We start from the raw sequence: 17,411 nt of genomic DNA on the forward strand, positions 1-17,411 counted from the left end.
CAACCTGGCCGTTCCTCAGCAGGCGTCTGGCAGACTGCACCAGTGACATTCGACGAATTGGCGGTTTTTCACGCAGGTCGGGGAAGTCCCGATTGACGCGCAAAACCGCGAGGCCGCATCATGCGCCCGGAAATTCGTTGCAAGCTGGGATCGGGCCATGATTCGTTGCACTTCGATCGGACTTCTGGGCCTGATGACGCTGACGGGCCACCCCGCGCAGGGGCAGGACTTCGGGGCGCCGGCGACGCCCATCCCGCCGTCGGCCGCGCACACCGAACCGACGACTGTCAAACCCGACGAAGAACTGCTGCCGCTCGATCGGCACACGTTCGATCCGCCGATGCCCGCAACCGTCCGCAAAACCAGCGGCACGGTCCTCCGCGGCTTGTGGCTGGGAATCGAGCCCGAGGGCGTTCGCTTTCAAACCGAACAGGGCGCTCTATTTACCTACGAAAACAAAACGGTCCGGACAATTCGAACGCTGGACGGACGCCTCTCCTACAGCCCCGGGAAAGACGAACTGGAAAAAGCCGTCGCTGCCGCCCGACTCGCGTTTCCCAAGATCGTTCGTCAGGCGCCGGAAGTCATTTCCAGCCCGGCGGCGACGGCTCCGGGACGCGGAGCCTTCCCCGGGCCGCCTCCCGGATTTTCCCGGCCAATGGGCGGATCGCCATTCGGCGGAAGCCCGTTTTCACCCGGAGGCCCTTCCGGCGCGCACCAGTCTCCATCCAACGCCGCTCAGGGGATGCAGAATGCGCAAGGCCAAGCTCACCAGCAGATGGCCGACATGCAGCGGCGGCAGCAGGAAACGATGAACTCCGCCCGGCAAAGTGCCAATCGCGCATTCGAGCAGATTCGCGAACAGCTTGACGGATCCCGGCAGGAGCGGTGGGAAGGGGGCCGGCAGGTCTTCGAGTACGAATACCGCTGCCGGCATTGCAGCCATACCTTTCGGACCGCCGACCCCAGCCTGGGGGGAACTCCCTGTCCGAAGTGCCACCCGTCTCAGGCCCAGGCCGGAGCTCTGGCAGGTTCTGCCAGCGGAACGACCGAGTCTGGCAGTGGCAGCAGTTCCTGGGTCCGAATTCCCCGCGGCGCCGGCAAACTCGTCGCTGCCGCCGTCAGCGGAATTGCCCTCCTGGCCGGAGCCGTCATGGCGGCCAATCGCTCGGGGAGCGATCGTCCCAAACGTCGGAAACGCCGGGCCAAGAGCGACGAATACGAGGACTATTAAGCATCCCCGTTCGGTCGCCGGCCTGAAACCGCGCCGCCTGTGAAGCATCGTCCGGTCGATTCTCCCGCGCTGCCGGTGCGACTCGTTCCCCGGCCGAATTCGAGCCCGACGGGGCGCGAATTCGCTGTATCCTGTGAGACATTCTTCCCTCCCGTCCGTGGAAAATTCTGTCCCGGAATTTGAGTCTTGATTGTGAAGGGAATGTGAGGCATCATCAGTCTTTCATGTCTCAATTTGTCGATTTGAGAGAGCTGAGATGCTGGTTATTCCTCGCGCGCATTCGTGGATCTTCCTCCTTCTAATGGCAGTTTTACTGACTTCTGGCTGCGGCAAGAGCGATCCGCTCCGTCGACAGGCCCTGTCCGGCGAGGTCAAGCTCGCCGGTCAGCCCCTCGACCAGGGAACGATTCAGTTCGAACCCCTCGACGACAAGGGCATCGCAAGCGGCGGTTTGATCAAAGGCGGACAGTTCGCGATCGCGAAGCAAGCGGGGCTTCCCGCCGGGCAATACCGGATCATGATCTTCGCCCCGGAGGCGGGCGCAGCCATTCAAGATGCCATGCCGGGCGACACGATGAACGCCCCGCTCGCCAAAGAGCGAGTTCCGGCCAAATACAACACGCAGAGCCGCGAGACGATCGACGTCTCCGACTCAAAGAAAAATCACTTCGTCTTCGACATCCCGGCCCAGTGACGGATGCGATCCGCTGTCGTCAAGCCGCCAATCGGCGGAGCAGTTGTTGTTTCCGAAATTTTTGAAGGAGGTCAGGTCATGTTCAGATCGAAGCGAGGCTTCACGTTGATCGAACTGCTGGTTGTGATCGCCATCATTGCAATCCTGATCGCACTCCTGCTGCCCGCGGTGCAGCAGGCCCGGGAGGCCGCCCGACGGACCCAATGCAAAAACAATCTCAAGCAGATCGGCCTGGCGATGCACAACTACCACGACGTCTTTCTGACGTGGCCGGTCGGCGCCTACAGTTGCTGCTGGGGGACCTGGCAGGTCGGCATCATGCCCTACATCGAGCAGGCCGCGTATTTCAATCTTTACAATCACAACCGGAAATTCGGCACCCCGGTTGACGACGCCCGTTATGGCAACGCGACCAACCTGCCAGTCACGAAGCATCGATTCGCCGCCTACACCTGCCCAAGCGATATTCCGCAGGCCCCCATCGGCGGCATCACTTCGCATAACTACGCCGTGAACTACGGCAATACCGGCCTCGCACAGCAGGCCACGTTGAACGGGGTCGTCTTTGGCGGCGCGCCATTCCGCAACAGCAATCCTTCGGTCGCCTACCGCATGAGCGATATCGTCGACGGGACCAGCAACACATTGCTGGTCAGCGAAGTCCGCCAGGGCGTCGGTTCGGATCTGCGGGGCTTCTCGTGGTGGGGCGATGCTTCCGGGTTTGAGACCTATCTCACGCCCAACAGCCCGCAGCCGGATGTCGTCTACACCACCAGCTACTGCAACAACACGCCGGCGAATCCGCCATGCATCGGCACGCCCACGGCGACGCAGCCCTCCATGTACGGTTCACGCAGCCGTCACACCGGCGGCGTGCAATCCCTGCTCGCCGACGGCAGCGTCCGGTTCGTCTCCGAAAACATCGCCCTCAACATCTGGCGCGGTCTCGGCACGACGATGGGCGCCGAGGTCCTGTCCGACTTCTGATTCCACGGTTACGAGAACGGTCCAGGAACGGCCGGGAGTCTTCTCGAAGACTCCCGGCCCCTGCGATAGCCTCCCTCAAGCCAGCACGCCCGTCAGCCCCATCTGCCGGCGCCATGCCGAAAGCTGCCCCAGATGCATCGCTTCGTGCGTGGTCAGCACGTGCGCCAGCAGGTCTCCCAGCGTTCCGAGCTGCGGCAGAATTCCCGTCTGATTCGGTGCATTCGCAAACTCGGCCGTTGCAGCCGCTGCGGCGCGAGTCAGCGCTCCGTGCCCCTCCTGATACGCCGCCACCAGGTCCGCCCGGCCGGGAGTCGCGATCTGATGCCGGCCCGGTTCCGAACCACGACCGAAGTCGCGATGCCACGTCAGCGGACGGAGTCGCGGCGCTCCCAGCAGTTTCAGCCCCCCGTCGGCGACCACGCACAGATGTCCGAGGATCCACAGCGGCGGATTGACCCCGGGCGACGGCTGAACCGTGAGCTGGTCATCGCTCAGGTCGGCGGTCAACAACGCCCCATAGCCTCCCAGAAATTCGTAGAGTCGCAGTTCGCGGTCAAACATCGTCGGGCACTCCCTTGACGTAAGATGTCGCAGCAGATCGTTCTTCCCACCCCGCACAATAGCCCGCTCGCCCGTCCTCGATCAACCAGCGCGGTCGTTAACTGGTGGTCGAAAGGCCGGTGCCGCGGTCCTCAGAACGGTCAGTCCGCGTCTTGAGCCCCGAGAGGGGCGACGGGTTGTAGCCACGGGTGGAGCGGAGTCCGCCGTCAGGCGGAAGGAGCGCAACCCGTGGGACGAAACGCCCTTTATTCTCCACCGCCCCGGAAGGGGGCGGCGGAATGGCAAACTTGCAATTTGGGCTGCGCGGCGAAGTCTCCATCGCCCTTGCCGGAGCGAAGAACGGCGCGATGTCTGCGTCTGCGGCCCCAACGACAGCTCGCCCATCCTCGATCAACCAGCCGACCCGCCAGCGTCGCACCCTCGGCACGCGTCATGTAAAGTGCAGCAGGCGACCATCTCGCGCGCCGCCGCGGCAAGCTCCAGAGGATGACGATGTCCGATCAGATGTCAGGCGAGACCGGCGACCCCTTGCGCGTGCCGCGGGAAGGGGTCCTGTTCGGGCTCGATTACGGCACGAAACGCATCGGCGTGGCGATTTCCAACGCCGAGCAGACGATGGCGCTGCCGCTCGAAAGCCTCACCGTCCGCTCGCCCCGCCTCGACCTGGCGTACCTCCGCGAACTGACCACGGACTACCGCGCCAAAGGCCTGGTCCTGGGCCTCCCCGTGCTGAAGAGCGGCGACGAAAGCCGCCAGGCGGCGGCGGTGCGGCAGTTCGGGACCTGGCTGTCCGCCGAGTTGCAGCTCCCCGTCGCCTACTGGGACGAACGGCACTCGTCGACCGAAGCGGAACTCCTCCTCTGGTCCCGCGGCGAATCGCCCCGCAAGCGCAAGGATCGTCTCGACCCGCTGGCCGCACAGATTATCCTGCAGGGCTATCTCGACGCCAAAGACCGCGACCGAGCGCCCGGGGCGCTGGAGTGAAACGAGCAGCACTCTTCCTTTCGACATTCCGACTTCGTCATTCGACATTTCCGAGCACCTCCGCCAGTTCCACCGCCCGGTGTTCCCGCGCCGACAGATAGCATGCGTCGACCAGCGCCATCGTCCGCAGGTTGTCCGCGCCGCCAATCTCCGGCTCAGCCCCCTCCTCCAGAGCGCACAGCAGTTGCGCCATCGTCCCGACGAACGCTTCTGGAAACCAGGCTTCCGGCCAGCGAGGCGCGAACCACTGGTTGCCGCCGGCAATCGTCGTGTAGTCCAGCGTGCTCGGCGTATGCTCCGGATAAGCAGGCCAGCCAATCGTCCCCCGCGCCAGTCCCTGTGTCCCCTCGATCCGCCAGTGAATCCCGATATCCGCAGCGGCCCCTTCCCGTGCGGGCCCGGCCCAGACATCGTCCCAGGCCGAAACCCGCAACCCACCGGCATACTCCAGAATATAAAGACAGATCCCGTCCTCGTGCGCGAATCGCTGGCTCGTACGCGGATCGGACCGGACGCTGGCGAAGACCCGCACAGGATCGCCGAACCAGTACCGAAACGTATCGAGATGGTGAATGCTCAGGATGCGCAGCGTGACCCAGCCCTGCCGTTCCTGCCAGGGCATCCAGTGCGGAATCGCCCGCAGATCCAGCGTCGCCAGAACCGGCTCGCCGAGATCGCCCCGGTTGAGCAGCGACTTCGCCGCCCGCACCGACTGGTCGTACCGCATGTTCTGATTCACCGCGAGCGCCACCCCCGCTTCGCGGCAGAGCCGGACGATCTCCACCGCCTCGGCAAAGTTCACCCCCAGCGGCTTCTGCGCCAGGATCCCCCGAATCCGCGGTGCGTGCCGGACAATATCGACGATCACCGACTTCTGCACATCGGGCGGGACGGCGACGTCCACCACTTCCACCGCCGCATCCTCCAGCAACTGCCGGTAATCCCCGTACGCACTTGGAATGGCATGTCGGTCGGCGACCGACTGGGCCTTCTCCAGCGACCGGGCGGAGATCGCGACCGGATTGAAGCCCGCCGAGCGATACGCCACCAGGTGGCAATCGGCCATGATGAACCCCGCCCCGATGCACCCGATGCCGGGCGTCCGATCCCGCGGCAGCCGAGGCAAATACTCCAGCGGCGGTCCGGGATTGGTCACGGTCGAGTCTCCGGTTGGGGCGAGTATTGAAGAGCAGAGGATTTCAGCGCGGAGAAAAATTGAAGAGGAGGGAACCACGAATGATACAAATCAACACAAATTGCGGACAAGAGATACGCACACTCTCCCAATCCGCTTCTGACGCGTCTTGATCTCGGTGACGACGGTGTTCTCAGTGGTTCAATCTCTTCTCGTCAATCCGTGCAGATTTTCAGACCGTCAGTTGCGCAAGTTGATGAACTGCCACCTGTTGAGCCACCAACTTCGCCGTGATTGTTGTGCGGCCGCAGGGCGTTAACTGGTAGCGGTGTGTCGCGGAACCTTGCGAATCAGGCCGTGTCCGCGGAGCAGACTGAGCTGCCGGGTTATCCGGGCTGCCTTGGTCCTCACCGAGGACTGGCGGCAGGAGCATTTCCCCGGCGTTGAGATCATAACGAAGCCGCCGGAGTTGCCGTAAAAGGCACGAACTCCTGCTTGCAACATGCCGGCGCGCAACCGCCTCAGTCTGTGGAGCCGTCGCGCAATCGCTCCGGGGCAAAACGTCTTGCCAGCAGGCCGGTCGCCCGATCGACATCAATGGACTGGACCAGCAGCCCCTCGGTCCCATACGGCAGGTACGCCTGGCAGGCGCCTGTCGGATCGATCAGGCTGGTCGCCGATTCCGGGAAGTTGAGGGCGTAGTTGACGCTGGCGAAGTAGATCGTGTTCTCTTTGCTGCGGAGAAGCATGGCCTTTTCGTAGTAGGGGCCGTCCGCCGCTCCCCACTGCGTAAGGCGGACGCCTTGCCGTTCGGCCCCGGTGTGCTGCGGATGAAAGACGATCTTTGCGCCGCGGACGGCCGCCCAGCGCACGGTTTCGGGATACCGCCAGCCTTCGTGGCAGATCGCCACGCCGAACTTCACGCCGTTCACTTCGAAAAGTCGTCGGGAGTCTCCGGGGATATAGAATCGGTCTTCGCTGGGATCGAGCTGGTTCTTGGTCTGAGACCCCAAGCTCCGGCCCCGTGCGTCGAAGACAGCAGCGACAATCTGCCGGCCGGAGTCGGTGAGCCGTTCCGTTCCGACGATGGCCGCCACCCGGAATTCTCGCGTCCACTCCGCCACCGAACGGAGGAGCCGATCCTGGTCCGCCTGGCCGAAGGGAAGAACGTCAAAATCCTGTCCTCGGAGTCCGGGGAGCCAGGCCTCCGGGAAGCAGACGATTTCGGCGCCCTGGTCCGAGGCTTCGGCCAGAAAGTGCCGGAGCCTGTCGAGACCTTCGTCCCAGGAGGAAGCAGCGCGCGGCGATGCGAGGGCGATAATCATGGCGACCTCAGGCGGGCTGGAATTTACGGCTGCGCCGGCTTCTCCCCCGTCTTCCCCAGGATGTACTTGTCGTACCACGCCAAGTCCCACTCCATCTTCGCCTTGCGGTGGTTGTACTTTGTCAGGCCGTGTCCCTCGCCGGGGTAGATCACCAGTTCCGTCGGGACGTTCCGGTAGAACCGGAGGGTCCGATAGAGCATGCGGGAGTGAGCGGCGGGGACTCGTTCGTCGCCGGCGCCGACGTGGATCAGCGTCGGCGTGGTGATTTTATCCGCCGCGAAGAGAGGCGAGCCGCGCTGGTACTCTTCCGGCTTTTCCCAGGGCTGGCCGGTGGCGAAGTTGATCACGTGGCCGGGGGTGTCCTCGATCCCCCACTGCAGGGCGAAGTCGAACACGCCGGCTCCGGAGCTGGCGGCTTTGAACCGCTGAGTTCTGGCGATCAGGCAGTTCGTGAGGTAGCCGCCGTTGCTCCAGCCGCTGACGCCGAGCTTGTCCGGATCGGCGATTCCGCGCTCGACGAGCGCGTCGACGCCCGACAGAATGTCGGCGACTTCAATGTCGTTCTCGCGCCCGATGAGCTGCTCCAGGAACTTGTCGCCATAGCCGGTCGAGCCGCGATAGTTCGGGCAGAAGACGGCGTAGCCTTTTGCGGGGAGCAGCGTGCGGCCGTAGATCCAGTACATCAGCCGGTAGGGCGAAGATCCCGTCGGACCGCCGTGGATTTCCAGGACCAGCGGGACTTTCTGGCCCGGCTTGTAGTCCGGGGGCAGTTCCAGAACCCCTTCCACTTCGACGCCGTCCGGCGCCTGCCACTGGACGAGCTGCAGTTGTGGCAGCTTCCAGGTGTCGACCTGCGGATTCACGTTGGTCATCCGGCTCCACGGCTTCGTCGGGGACGACGTGTAGAGGTCTTCCATGTGCCCCGGCGTCGAGACCACCGCCGCCAGTGTTGCGCCGTCTTTCGACCAGTCATAGGACGAAACGAAGACGTCGCCGGGTGTGAGGGTTTTCAGCTCTTCGAACTTCCCTCCCTGGCAGTTTGTCAGGGAGAACAGCCTTTGCCGCGCCCGCTCGTCGGCCAGAAAACAGAGATCGCGCGTGCCGGGTTTCCAGCGCAGCGTGTTCGCGTGAATGGAAACGAGCGGCGTATCCGGCAACTGGTTGAGAGCACAGCCGCCGGCGGAGGCCTCCGCGAGCAGGATGCGGGCCGGGTAACCGTCAAACGACACCGTGAAGGCAATCGCCTGGCTGTCGCCCGACCATTGCACGCCGTCGAGCCAGCCGTAGGGGGACGGATGGTTCTTTCTCCAGCCGTCGGGCGTGACGATGGCAATCTTGCGCGAGGCCAACTCGCAGACGTCCAGCCGGGACCAGCCTTCTTTGTGGATCAGCTCGTCATCGGGCACGGTCAGCATCGCCATCCGTTTGCCGTCCGGCGAGAGGGCCATGTCGGTGACCACGCGGCGGTCGTCGATCACCTTCTCCGCGCGCCAGGTCGTCAGATCGAGCCGCCAGACCTGCGTGAACTTCGTGACGCCGTGACCGTACTGGAGCGACTTGTGACTGCTCCGGAGCGACTTCCAGTCGTCGTCCGTCTGTTCGCTGGCCTGCGTGTAATAGAGGAACGCGGCGTCGTCCGAGAGCAGGAAGCTGCCGACGTTGTCGTCGAGCCGGGTGACGGCGAAGGGCTCGCCTCCGTCGACGCCGATCCGCCAGACCTGCTGCTTGCCGTTGTACGGAGCCGTCGTTTCACCGCCGCGCTTGGCGCCGGCGGAGTAGTAAATGAATCTGGAGTCTGGACTCCATGTCGGTGACTGCTCGCCCGTCTTGCCGAACGTCAGTCGGCGCGGCGGGCCGGTCGTCAGATCGACCAGCCAGAGGTCGGCGTTCCGGCCTTCAGACTGTCCTTCCCAGCGAAGCTCCTGGTAGACGGCAAAGCGGCCGTCCGGCGAGGTTTCGCACTGGGTCATCGTCCCCAGCGTGAAGTAGTCGTCCAGCGTGATGACGTGCGTGCGCGCCGGGGGATCGGCGGCCAGCGCGAATTGCGGAACCAGCAGCATCGTCGCCAGCAGCAGCGAGCGCATCGTGGGGCATCCTCAATGCGGGAGTTGGTCAGGGCGTGACCTGAACAGCGTACTGCCACAGGGGGCATGACGCCATGATGCATCGGAAGAGAAGACGAAAGTCGGGGGGGGGAACCACGAATGACACGAATCCGCACGAATGAAATGCGGGAAGAAAAGAACCACGGAGGTCACGGAAGGCACGGAAAAGGCAGAGTGAAAGGGAAGGATTTCAAGTCCTTCTCTTTCACTTTCTTCTTCCCAATTCCGCCATCTTCTCCGTGCTCTTCGCGTCCTCCGTGGTTAGCATCTTCGTCTAAATTCGTGTTGATTCGTGTCATTCGTGGTTCAATCTCTTCTGAACGGCCAGCGCTCCCCGTTGCAGCGGCGTCTCGGTTTGCGGACAATGCCGCACTCGCCCCCTTTACGGAGCCCCGCCCATGCCCGCCGTCCGCACAGTGCGTCTGACGCTGCTCTATTCCGGTGTCTTCCTCTCAACTCTCGCCTCTCAACTCTCAACTCTCCCCGCCGCCTCCCCGCAAGTTCCCGACGGCTTCACCATCGAGAAGGTGGCCGGCTTTCCGCTGCTGCAGCGGCCGATCTTTGCCGGGTTCGATGATCAGGGGGTGCTCTACGTCGGCGAGTCGAACGGCGAGAACCTCAAACGGGACGACATGCTGGCGAAGAAGCCGCACTGGATCAGCCGGCTGGAAGATGCCGACGGCGACGGGACGTTCGACAAGTCGACGAAGTTTGTGGAGAACATTACGCTGCCGCAGGGCTGCCTGTGGTATCGGGGCTCCCTCTATGCCGCCTGCCCGCCGAGCATCTGGAAGTTTACGGATACCGACAACGACGGCGTCGCCGATCAGCGGGAGGAGATCCTCACCGGTTTCGGCTTCAGCGGCAACGCCTGCGATACGCACGGGCCGTTCCTGAGTCCCACCGGCCGGCTCTACATCGTGCAGGGCCGGCACGGGCACGAGTTCAAGGACAAGGAGGGGAAGGTCTACAGCAAGGGGAAGGCGGGGCGGATCTATTCGTGCAAGACCGACGGCAGCGACGTGCGCGTGCATGCCGGGGGCGGGTTCGATAACCCGGTGGAAGTCGACTTCACTGAAGAGGGGGAATGCATCGGGACGGTCAATATCCTCTACCGCGACCGGGGCGACTGCCTGATGCACTGGGTCGAGGGGGGCGTCTATCCCCGCGAAGACCAGGCCGACTGCGTCGCCGAGTTCAAATGGACCGGCGGCCTGCTGGGTCCAATCCACAACCTGGGCCACGTGGCCTGTTCGGGAATCATGCGGTACCGCGGCACGCACTTTGGGGAAGGTTTCAAAGATCGCTGGTTCTTCACCGAGTTCAACACGCATAAGATGCGGTACGCCGAGCTGAAGCGGGCCGGCTCAACGTTCACGGCCGAAATCCACGACTTCCTGCAGTGCGACGACGGCGATTTTCATCCGACGGACGTGCTGGAAGACGCCGACGGCTCGCTGCTGGTGCTGAATACGGGGGCGTGGTTCCTCAACGGCTGCCCGACGTCGCGGGTTTCGAAGCCGGAGATTCATGGCGGGGTTTATCGCATCCGGAAGAAGGACGGCGCGAAGGTCAGCGATCCGTGGGGGAAGAAGGCGGACTGGTCGCTGTTCCCGGTTCAGAACTGGATGGAGCTGGCACGCGATTCTAGGCCAGCGGTGCGTGAACGCGCCATTGAGGAGTTTTGCGCCAAGATATTGAGTGCGGATGCCCCAGTGAATGGCGATTCTCCCAGCATTCGATGGTTCGAAGAGTTCGAAAAGCTTGACGATAAAAGATTTTTTGATCCCGATGTGACGCGGGCACTCGTCTGCGCGGCGTCTCGCGACACGCAGGCGACGGCTTTCTTTCTCGGCACCTTTCCGCTGGACTCTGAGGGTCGCAATTTCGACGCGATATCCCGCAAACTGGCTCTTAGGTGTGTCTACGAGCACTCAATGCCGTATTCACTCCAGCCGATCCTGTTTCAATTATCGTCACCGGACCTGTCCGTTCGCCGCATGGCGGTTGAAGCCTTGGGCTGCCGTATCCTTCAAGGTGCTGGAAAGAAGCTTCAGAATTCCGGCGAAGCATCTCTTGAGGCGGTTGGCGACGGCTTGATCAATGGAGCAGCTCCGAACTCTTCTGTGATTATCCCAAAACTCGCCGACGCGATGAAGAAACCCGATGTGGACCGTTTCTTCGAACATTCGGTTGTTCATGCGCTGATCAACTTGAACGACGCTGTGACGACTCAGGGTCTGTTGAGTTCCGATTCTCCCGCCGTCCAGCGTGTCGCCCTGATCGCTCTCGACCAGATGAACGATTCGCCGCTGACGCGCGAGATGGTCTTGCCGCTGCTTGCCTCCGACGATCCGAAGCTGCAGCAGACGGCCCTCGAAGTCATCGCCCGGCGGCCGGGGTGGGCGAAGGAAACACTGGAACTGCTCAAATCTTGGGTGGCCGAGCCGGAACTCTCCGCCGACCGGGCCAACGCCCTCCGCGGGTTCCTGCTGGCTCAGCTTGGTGACAAGGACGTGCAGGCGTTTGTGACGGCGACGCTGCAGGATCGGCAGTCATCGGTGGCCGCGTGCGTACTGTTCTGGGAGATCCTGCAGCGGTCGACGCTGGCGCAGTGGCCCGCCGGCTGGCAGCCGCTGCTGGTCGAGGCCCTCGGGTCGTCCGACGAGAACATCGTGCTGCCGGCCCTGCGGATCATCACGCAGCGGTCGCTGCCGGGCTTTGAGACTGCGCTGCAACGGATCGCCGGCGACGGTCAGCGATCGCTGACCGTCCGGAGCGAAGCGGTCACCGCCCTGGGGACGCAGTCGACGCCGCTCGATGACGGAGTCTTCGGCGCACTGGTCGCGGCCCTCGTCGCCCCGGAACGGTCGTCGGACGAGAAGGCGACGCTGGGCCGGGCACTCGGCAACGGACCGCTCAATGACGACCAGTTGCTGAAGCTCACCAGGTCGCTCGACGCGGCCGGACCGCTGGTCGCTCCCGTGATGCTCAAGGCTTGGGGTCGCTCGACCAGCCCGGCCGTCGGACAGGCGCTGATTGCCGCCCTGCTCAAGTCGGAAGCCGCGACCAGCATTTCCGCCGACGAACTGGCCGGCATCCTGCGGAAGTATCCCGAGTCGATCCGCACGGCGGCGCAGCCGCTGTTCAAGAAGCTCGGCGTCGATCCCGCCGTGCAGGAAGCCCGGCTGGCGGAGCTGGCCCCGCTCCTGGAAGCGGGCAACGCCGCCGCCGGCAAGGCGGTCTTCTTCGGCCGCAAAGCGGCCTGCGCCTCGTGCCATGCGGTCGCCGGTGAAGGAGGCCGGGTGGGGCCGCATCTGACGACGATCGGCGCGAGCCGGTCGGCGAAGGATCTGCTGGAAGCCATTGTCTACCCGAGCGCCAGCTTCGTGAACGGCTATCGCGCGTATGTGGTGGTGATGGACTCCGGCAAGGTGCACCAGGGGGTGATCAGCGCGGAGACGACCGACACGATCACGCTCCGGACGCAGGATCTGCAGGAGCTGCGGCTCCGCCGGGATGAAGTTGAGGAGCTGAAGGAATCGAGCACGTCGATCATGCCGAAGGGGCTCGACACGCAGCTCTCGGCGGAGGAGCTTCAGAACCTGCTGGCGTACTTGAGGGGGCTCAAGTAGGGCCGGGCGCGCCCGGCCGCTGCGGAGAAGACAGAAGAGGATTCACCGCGGAGGCGCGGAGGACGCGGAGATCGGAGGGAGCAGGAAATGTCGAATGTCGAAGGCGGAATGTCGAAGGGAAGACGTCAAGAGGCGAGCCACAGCGGGTCAGTTTGCGGAGGCTTTCACTACTGACCACTGACGACGGACCACTGACCAATCTCCGGGACTTCGCGAGTGCGCTTCAGCCGACGGCCACTCGTTCGCACTTTGAAATCTCTCGACGCATCGGGCGATGACGCGTACAATACGTCAGTCCAGAGGGGAGATGCGGTTATGACACGTCTGACGCTTGATGCCCGAGCCATCGCCGAATTGCAGATGGCGACGGGCGAGGTGGAAATCTGCGACGAAGCGGGTCGCCCGCTGGGGATCTTCAGGCCGTTTTCGCTTGTTAGTGCGTCACTGCGCGGCCGAGGGGAGTCGCCGTTTTCGGAGGCAGAGCTGCAGGAACGGAGCGGCGATCTCTCCGGTCGCAGCCTGCAGGAAATCTGGCAGGAACTCGGCGCGCGATGAAGTACACCGTTGTCTGGACGAAATCCGCGGAAGCCGATCTCGTCCGGATCTGGACGGAGTCGGCGGATCGAACCGCAGTCACGACCGCCGGCAACGAGATCGATGCGCGGCTTCGCCGGGATCCCGCGGAGGCCGGCGAATCCCGCGAATCATCGCGGCGGACGCTGCTGATCAAACCGCTCGGAGTCGATTTTGTCGTACGTGCCGAGGATCAACTCGTGGCTGTCATTGCGGTATGGACATGGGTTTGATTCGAGGCGAAGTTCCGTCTTGCACTCATTCATCTCGTCTCAGCGCTCTGCTGGCGAATTCGCCTCGTGTCGCCATCTCGCGGTTCCGACCGTCCGGCCTGCGGCGGCTCCCAGGAGCATCGCTGCGGGGAGCGACAGCACGGCCCATTCCGGGATGGTCAGCGTCAAGGGAGCGGACATTTTCAGAAACGGCAGCGTCCACGCGACGGGCCTTGGGCCGAACGCCAGTTCCAGTCCGGTGGCCGCGGCGAGAATGGCGAGGGCGCCGGCTGCGGCGCCAAGAATGACGGTCTGAAGCTGTCGGGACCAGCGTTTCCGGCGGGCCAGCAGCAGAATTGTTGAGACCAGACCGGCCAGCGGTGCGATGGTGGCGACGGCGTGATCGACGCGGGCGCGAGAGCCCGGCCAGGCCGCAAGGACGACGGCGATCGCCACCAGACTCCCGAGGAACAGGACCGCGCCGGCGACCGCGGCTCCGCCAAGGACGGCCCAGAGGAAGCGTTCGCGCCAGGGCATGGGATTCTCGCAGCTTGGTAACTCGCGTGATTTACGGAAGTCCCAGAACCCATAAACGTGCGGAGGTCCGTCTTCTCAACGGATCACTGCGATCAGATGCCCATTTGTCGCCGGCCCCCTTCCGCGGGTATCATTCCCGGAATGCCACCCAGACGCCCTGCTCCGCCGCGACCTTTCCAGCGCCCCGATGATTCCCGTCCGGAGCCCCGGCTCCCTTACGCGCCGGAAGTGCTGCGTCAGCAGCCGCTTTGTCCGCGGGATGAGGCGGATATTCCGGACATGGAGGTGCGGGCGCCGACGTATCATCCGTTCCTGTTTCGCCGGCGGCTGGGGCAGTATCCGCAGCATTGCCGGCCGGGCGACGTGGTCCGGCTGAAGTCGGCGTCGGGGGAGCAGCTCGGGTATGGCCTGTTCAACCCGCGGGCGGAGATCGCCGTCCGGCAGCTTTCCGGCGGCTTCGAGATTCCGGACGAGGCCTGGTGGCGGCGGAAGCTGGAAAGCGCGGTCGACCTGCGGCGGAAGCTGCTCCAGCTCGACGAAGTGACCAACGCTTACCGCGTGGTCCACGCCGAGGGGGACGGGCTGTCGGGGCTGGTGGTCGACCGGTTCAACGATGTGCTGGTGGTGGAGGCGTTCGCGCTGGGGATGTATCAGCGGGCGGAGGCGCTGCTCGATCTGCTGGGGCCGCTGTGCGGGACGACGCACGGCGTGCTGCGACCGGGTCCGGCGACCGAGGAGCACGAGGGGTTCACCGCCGATCCGGTCGGGTCGGACGATCTGCCGTCGCGGACGACGGTGCAGGAGTTCGGGACGCGGTTCCGCGTCGATTTCACCGGCGGACACAAGACGGGGTTCTACTGCGATCAGCGGGATAACCGGCGGGAGTTTGCGAAGCTCGTCGCCGGGAAGAGCGTGCTGGACGTCTGCTGTTACACGGGCGGCTTTGCGATCCAGGCCAAGGTGCTTGGCAATGCGGCCGAAGTGACCGGCGTGGAAGTCGACGAGCAGGCGGCGCAGCTTGCGCGAGACAATGCGAATCTCAACCAGGCGCGGATTCACTTCGCGCAGTCGGACGCGTTCGCCTACCTGCGGGACATGCAGCGGAACGGCAAGCAGTACGATGCGCTGGTGCTCGATCCGCCGAAGCTGATCCGCAGCCGGGACGAGGAACGCGAGGGGCGGAACAAGTATTTCGACCTCAACCGGCTGGCGATGTCGGTGATCAAGCCGGGGGGCATCCTGCTGACCTGCAGTTGCTCGGGGATGCTGGACATGGCCGAGTTCACGCGGATTGTGTCGTCGGCGCCGGAAGGTGGCCGGCGGGGACAGATCTTCAACCGCACGGGAGCCTCGGGCGATCATCCGATTGCGACGAACTGCCCGGAATCGGAGTATCTGAAGACGATCTGGATGAGGATGGAGTGAGGGGGAATTGAGAGATGAGAGTTGAGAGCTGAGAGATCGGGGAGGCCAGTCATGACCGGGGACGCTCCTCCTCTCTCAGCAGTGCCGACTTGTGCCACTGGCAGCTCGCTGCCAGTGCAACGTGAGAGTGATGCTGTTCGGTCGCACGAGCCGCCCGCGGCACACGATTCTTCATCTTCCCTCTCAACTCTCCCCTCTCAACTCTCAACTCTCTGGCTGCCGCTCGTGTGGTATGTCGTCCTCGCTCTGATCGCCACGCAGCCGCTCGTTTGGCATCTCGGTGACAGCCTGCCTCTGGCGGGGAAGCCGCCGGCGACGGTGCCGCTGTTCAATCTGTGGACGATGTGGTGGAACGCGGACCGGGCGACGCACGGGTTCGCGGATTACTGGCAGGCCCCGATTTTCGATCCCATCGACTCGGCGTTCGCGTTCTCGGAGCCACAACCGATGCTGCTGATCGTGGCGCCGGTGATCTGGCTGACGGGGAACCGGGTGCTGGCTTACAACTGCTATCTGCTGCTGGCGCTGGTTCTCAACGGCTGGGCGGCGCACGGGCTGGTCCGTTCCCGCGGCGGCCGGCTGGCGACGTGTCTGCTGGGGGGGACGCTGGTCGAGATTCTGCCGTGGGTCTTCTGGCAGCTCGACTGCCTGCAGCTCGTTCCGCTGTGCGGCGTGATCTGGACGGCGCGGTATGCCTTCGAGCTGCTCGAACGGCCGGCGTGGGGGGCGGCGTTGCGGCTGGGGCTGGCCCACGGGCTGACGTACTGGCTGTGCAACTATTACGGGCTGTTCCAGACGCTGGTGCTGGGGATGGCGGGGGTCTGCCTGATCCAGCGCAGCCTGCTGTCGTGGAAGACCTGGGCTCTGCTGCTGGCGGCCGGGGGGATCTCGGCGGCGATGATCCTGCCGCTGGCGATCACACAGCGCGCGGTGATGAAGGGCCAGGCGACGTTCGTCCGCGATCGGCCGTCGATTGTCGGGCTGTCCGCGCAGGCGCGGGATTACACCGATCCGCCGGGCCGGAGGCTGCTGCCCGCGTTCACGGCTCCCGATCCCTGGCGGCACAGCGTCGAATGGCGGATGGGGCCCGGCAACCTGCGGCTGATCGTGGCCGTGCTGGGACTGCTCGCCGGGCTCTGCGCCGCCGACCGGCGGCGGTACGTGCTGTACTGGGCCGCGATCGGGCTGGCGGGCTTCGCGCTGTCGCTGGGACCCGACAACTTGTTCTGGGGGAAGTCTCCCTACGACTTCCTGCGCGAGCACGTTCCCGGACTGGCGCAGATCCGGAGCCCGTTCCGGTTTGCAATGTTCGTAAATCTGGCGGTAATGGTCCTTGTGATCGAAGCCCTGCAGTGTCTGCATCCGCGCTCGATCGACAGTTCGAAGACGCCCCGGCGACGCGGGGCGGCGTGGGCTCCGCTGGCCGTTGTGGGGGGCATCGTGCTGTGCGATGTGCTTCCCGTCCGGCAGACGCTGTGGAGGGCACCCGCCGGGGAACTTCCCGCGTGGGTGGTCTGGCTGCGGGACCAGGCCGGGCCGGGCGCGGTTCTGTCGCTGCCGACTGCCCCCGGGACGACTGTCGACGACTACGAAGGGACGACGGTCGCGATGTACTGGCAGACGTGGCACCGTCGGCCGCTGGTCAACGGGTATTCGGGGTTCTTCCCGGAGCGGGATCTGCAGTTGCGGAACAACCTGCGGCGGTTTCCGCACCGCGAGACCTTGCCGGTGATCAGCAGCTCCGGCGCTCGCTACGTGCTGATCCCGCGTGACATGGCCCCCTCCGCATGGATTCTGCAGCAGCCGGGGGCGTTTCTGCGGTGGATCCTGCAGTTCTCGGATGAGGCGGGCGGGATCGACATCTATGAAATCGCGCCGCTGGGGGTTGGGGATGCCGGAGAGTGACGAGTGGATGGTGGATGGTGGATGGTGGATGGTGGATGGTGAGGACAAGGCGAAGAGGTGGCGAGTATGGAGTGGTGCGTGGCGAGTGAGGAAAATGAG

At 64.3% G+C, this 17,411-nt stretch carries 14 protein-coding genes; 9 read left to right on the forward strand and 5 right to left on the reverse strand.

Going from position 1 to position 17,411, the window contains the following annotated elements; all coding sequences use genetic code 11:
• Positions 1 to 157 precede the first annotated feature (157 nt).
• The 3 genes from SH412_RS19710 to SH412_RS19720 all read left to right on the forward strand — a co-directional run bounded on the left by SH412_RS19710 (position 158) and on the right by SH412_RS19720 (position 2,915).
• Positions 158 to 1,234, forward strand: coding sequence for an FmdB family zinc ribbon protein (locus SH412_RS19710; protein WP_336519728.1), 1,077 nt, complete (start codon positions 158 to 160; stop codon positions 1,232 to 1,234).
• Positions 1,235 to 1,535: 301 nt separating this feature from the next.
• Positions 1,536 to 1,928 carry a hypothetical protein gene (locus tag SH412_RS19715; protein WP_336519729.1) on the forward strand — a complete coding sequence of 131 codons (393 nt, stop codon included), beginning with the start codon at positions 1,536 to 1,538 and terminating at the stop codon, positions 1,926 to 1,928.
• A 78-nt stretch (positions 1,929 to 2,006) separates the two neighbouring features.
• Positions 2,007 to 2,915, forward strand: coding sequence for a DUF1559 domain-containing protein (locus SH412_RS19720; protein WP_336519730.1), 909 nt, complete (start codon positions 2,007 to 2,009; stop codon positions 2,913 to 2,915).
• 75 nt (positions 2,916 to 2,990) lie between these two features.
• On the opposite strand, the gene SH412_RS19725 is transcribed toward SH412_RS19720, so the two are convergent.
• On the reverse strand, positions 2,991 to 3,476 hold the full coding sequence (locus tag SH412_RS19725) for a DinB family protein (RefSeq protein WP_336519731.1): 486 nt from the start codon (positions 3,474 to 3,476) through the stop codon (positions 2,991 to 2,993).
• Between the two features lie 492 nt (positions 3,477 to 3,968).
• Between SH412_RS19725 and ruvX the strand changes: the two genes are divergently transcribed.
• Positions 3,969 to 4,460 carry a Holliday junction resolvase RuvX gene (gene ruvX, locus SH412_RS19730; RefSeq protein WP_336519732.1) on the forward strand — a complete coding sequence of 164 codons (492 nt, stop codon included), beginning with the start codon at positions 3,969 to 3,971 and terminating at the stop codon, positions 4,458 to 4,460.
• Positions 4,461 to 4,497: 37 nt separating this feature from the next.
• On the opposite strand, the gene SH412_RS19735 is transcribed toward ruvX, so the two are convergent.
• The 3 genes from SH412_RS19735 to SH412_RS19745 form a co-directional block, all read right to left on the reverse strand.
• A complete protein-coding gene (locus SH412_RS19735; protein WP_419555820.1) occupies positions 4,498 to 5,526 on the reverse strand; it encodes a Gfo/Idh/MocA family protein in 1,029 nt (342 codons plus the stop codon).
• Positions 5,527 to 6,116: 590 nt separating this feature from the next.
• Positions 6,117 to 6,920, reverse strand: a complete 804-nt coding sequence (locus SH412_RS19740; protein ID WP_336519734.1) for a carbon-nitrogen hydrolase family protein — start codon at positions 6,918 to 6,920, stop codon at positions 6,117 to 6,119.
• Between the two features lie 23 nt (positions 6,921 to 6,943).
• A complete protein-coding gene (locus tag SH412_RS19745; RefSeq protein ID WP_336519735.1) occupies positions 6,944 to 9,004 on the reverse strand; it encodes a S9 family peptidase in 2,061 nt (686 codons plus the stop codon).
• Between the two features lie 419 nt (positions 9,005 to 9,423).
• Here SH412_RS19745 and SH412_RS19750 point away from each other — a divergent pair, with 419 nt between their 5' ends.
• From SH412_RS19750 to SH412_RS19760, 3 genes are all read left to right on the forward strand, one after another.
• A complete protein-coding gene (locus tag SH412_RS19750) occupies positions 9,424 to 12,660 on the forward strand; it encodes a PVC-type heme-binding CxxCH protein (protein WP_336519736.1) in 3,237 nt (1,078 codons plus the stop codon).
• A 315-nt stretch (positions 12,661 to 12,975) separates the two neighbouring features.
• The gene (locus tag SH412_RS19755) at positions 12,976 to 13,215 is read left to right on the forward strand and encodes a hypothetical protein (protein ID WP_336519737.1); all 240 of its coding nucleotides are present in this window, start codon (positions 12,976 to 12,978) and stop codon (positions 13,213 to 13,215) included.
• Positions 13,212 to 13,466 (forward strand): type II toxin-antitoxin system RelE/ParE family toxin, encoded by a 255-nt coding sequence (locus SH412_RS19760; protein WP_336519738.1) that lies wholly within the window; start codon positions 13,212 to 13,214, stop codon positions 13,464 to 13,466. Before SH412_RS19755 ends, SH412_RS19760 begins: the two co-directional genes overlap by 4 nt.
• A gap of 39 nt (positions 13,467 to 13,505) precedes the next feature.
• Here the strand turns inward: SH412_RS19760 and SH412_RS19765 are convergent, their stop codons facing one another.
• Positions 13,506 to 13,982 (reverse strand): hypothetical protein, encoded by a 477-nt coding sequence (locus SH412_RS19765; protein ID WP_336519739.1) that lies wholly within the window; start codon positions 13,980 to 13,982, stop codon positions 13,506 to 13,508.
• 141 nt (positions 13,983 to 14,123) lie between these two features.
• On the opposite strand from SH412_RS19765, the gene SH412_RS19770 reads away from it, so the two are divergent.
• A complete protein-coding gene (locus SH412_RS19770) occupies positions 14,124 to 15,407 on the forward strand; it encodes a class I SAM-dependent rRNA methyltransferase (protein ID WP_336519740.1) in 1,284 nt (427 codons plus the stop codon).
• A 225-nt stretch (positions 15,408 to 15,632) separates the two neighbouring features.
• Positions 15,633 to 17,312 (forward strand): hypothetical protein, encoded by a 1,680-nt coding sequence (locus tag SH412_RS19775; protein ID WP_336519741.1) that lies wholly within the window; start codon positions 15,633 to 15,635, stop codon positions 17,310 to 17,312.
• The last annotated feature ends 99 nt before the right edge of the window (positions 17,313 to 17,411 follow it).

The sequence above is a fragment of the Planctellipticum variicoloris genome (assembly GCF_030622045.1).
Taxonomy (GTDB): domain Bacteria; phylum Planctomycetota; class Planctomycetia; order Planctomycetales; family Planctomycetaceae; genus Planctellipticum; species Planctellipticum variicoloris.

Coding starts and splice junctions, on each gene's coding strand:
- SH412_RS19710 (WP_336519728.1), top strand. CDS start 158: ATGATTCGTTGCACTTCGATCGGACTTCTGGGCCTGATGACGCTGACG.
- SH412_RS19715 (WP_336519729.1), top strand. CDS start 1,536: ATGGCAGTTTTACTGACTTCTGGCTGCGGCAAGAGCGATCCGCTCCGT.
- SH412_RS19720 (WP_336519730.1), top strand. CDS start 2,007: ATGTTCAGATCGAAGCGAGGCTTCACGTTGATCGAACTGCTGGTTGTG.
- SH412_RS19725 (WP_336519731.1), bottom strand. CDS start 3,476: ATGTTTGACCGCGAACTGCGACTCTACGAATTTCTGGGAGGCTATGGG.
- ruvX (WP_336519732.1), top strand. CDS start 3,969: ATGTCCGATCAGATGTCAGGCGAGACCGGCGACCCCTTGCGCGTGCCG.
- SH412_RS19735 (WP_419555820.1), bottom strand. CDS start 5,526: ATGGCCGATTGCCACCTGGTGGCGTATCGCTCGGCGGGCTTCAATCCG.
- SH412_RS19740 (WP_336519734.1), bottom strand. CDS start 6,920: ATGATTATCGCCCTCGCATCGCCGCGCGCTGCTTCCTCCTGGGACGAA.
- SH412_RS19745 (WP_336519735.1), bottom strand. CDS start 9,004: ATGCGCTCGCTGCTGCTGGCGACGATGCTGCTGGTTCCGCAATTCGCG.
- SH412_RS19750 (WP_336519736.1), top strand. CDS start 9,424: ATGCCCGCCGTCCGCACAGTGCGTCTGACGCTGCTCTATTCCGGTGTC.
- SH412_RS19755 (WP_336519737.1), top strand. CDS start 12,976: ATGACACGTCTGACGCTTGATGCCCGAGCCATCGCCGAATTGCAGATG.
- SH412_RS19760 (WP_336519738.1), top strand. CDS start 13,212: ATGAAGTACACCGTTGTCTGGACGAAATCCGCGGAAGCCGATCTCGTC.
- SH412_RS19765 (WP_336519739.1), bottom strand. CDS start 13,982: ATGCCCTGGCGCGAACGCTTCCTCTGGGCCGTCCTTGGCGGAGCCGCG.
- SH412_RS19770 (WP_336519740.1), top strand. CDS start 14,124: ATGCCACCCAGACGCCCTGCTCCGCCGCGACCTTTCCAGCGCCCCGAT.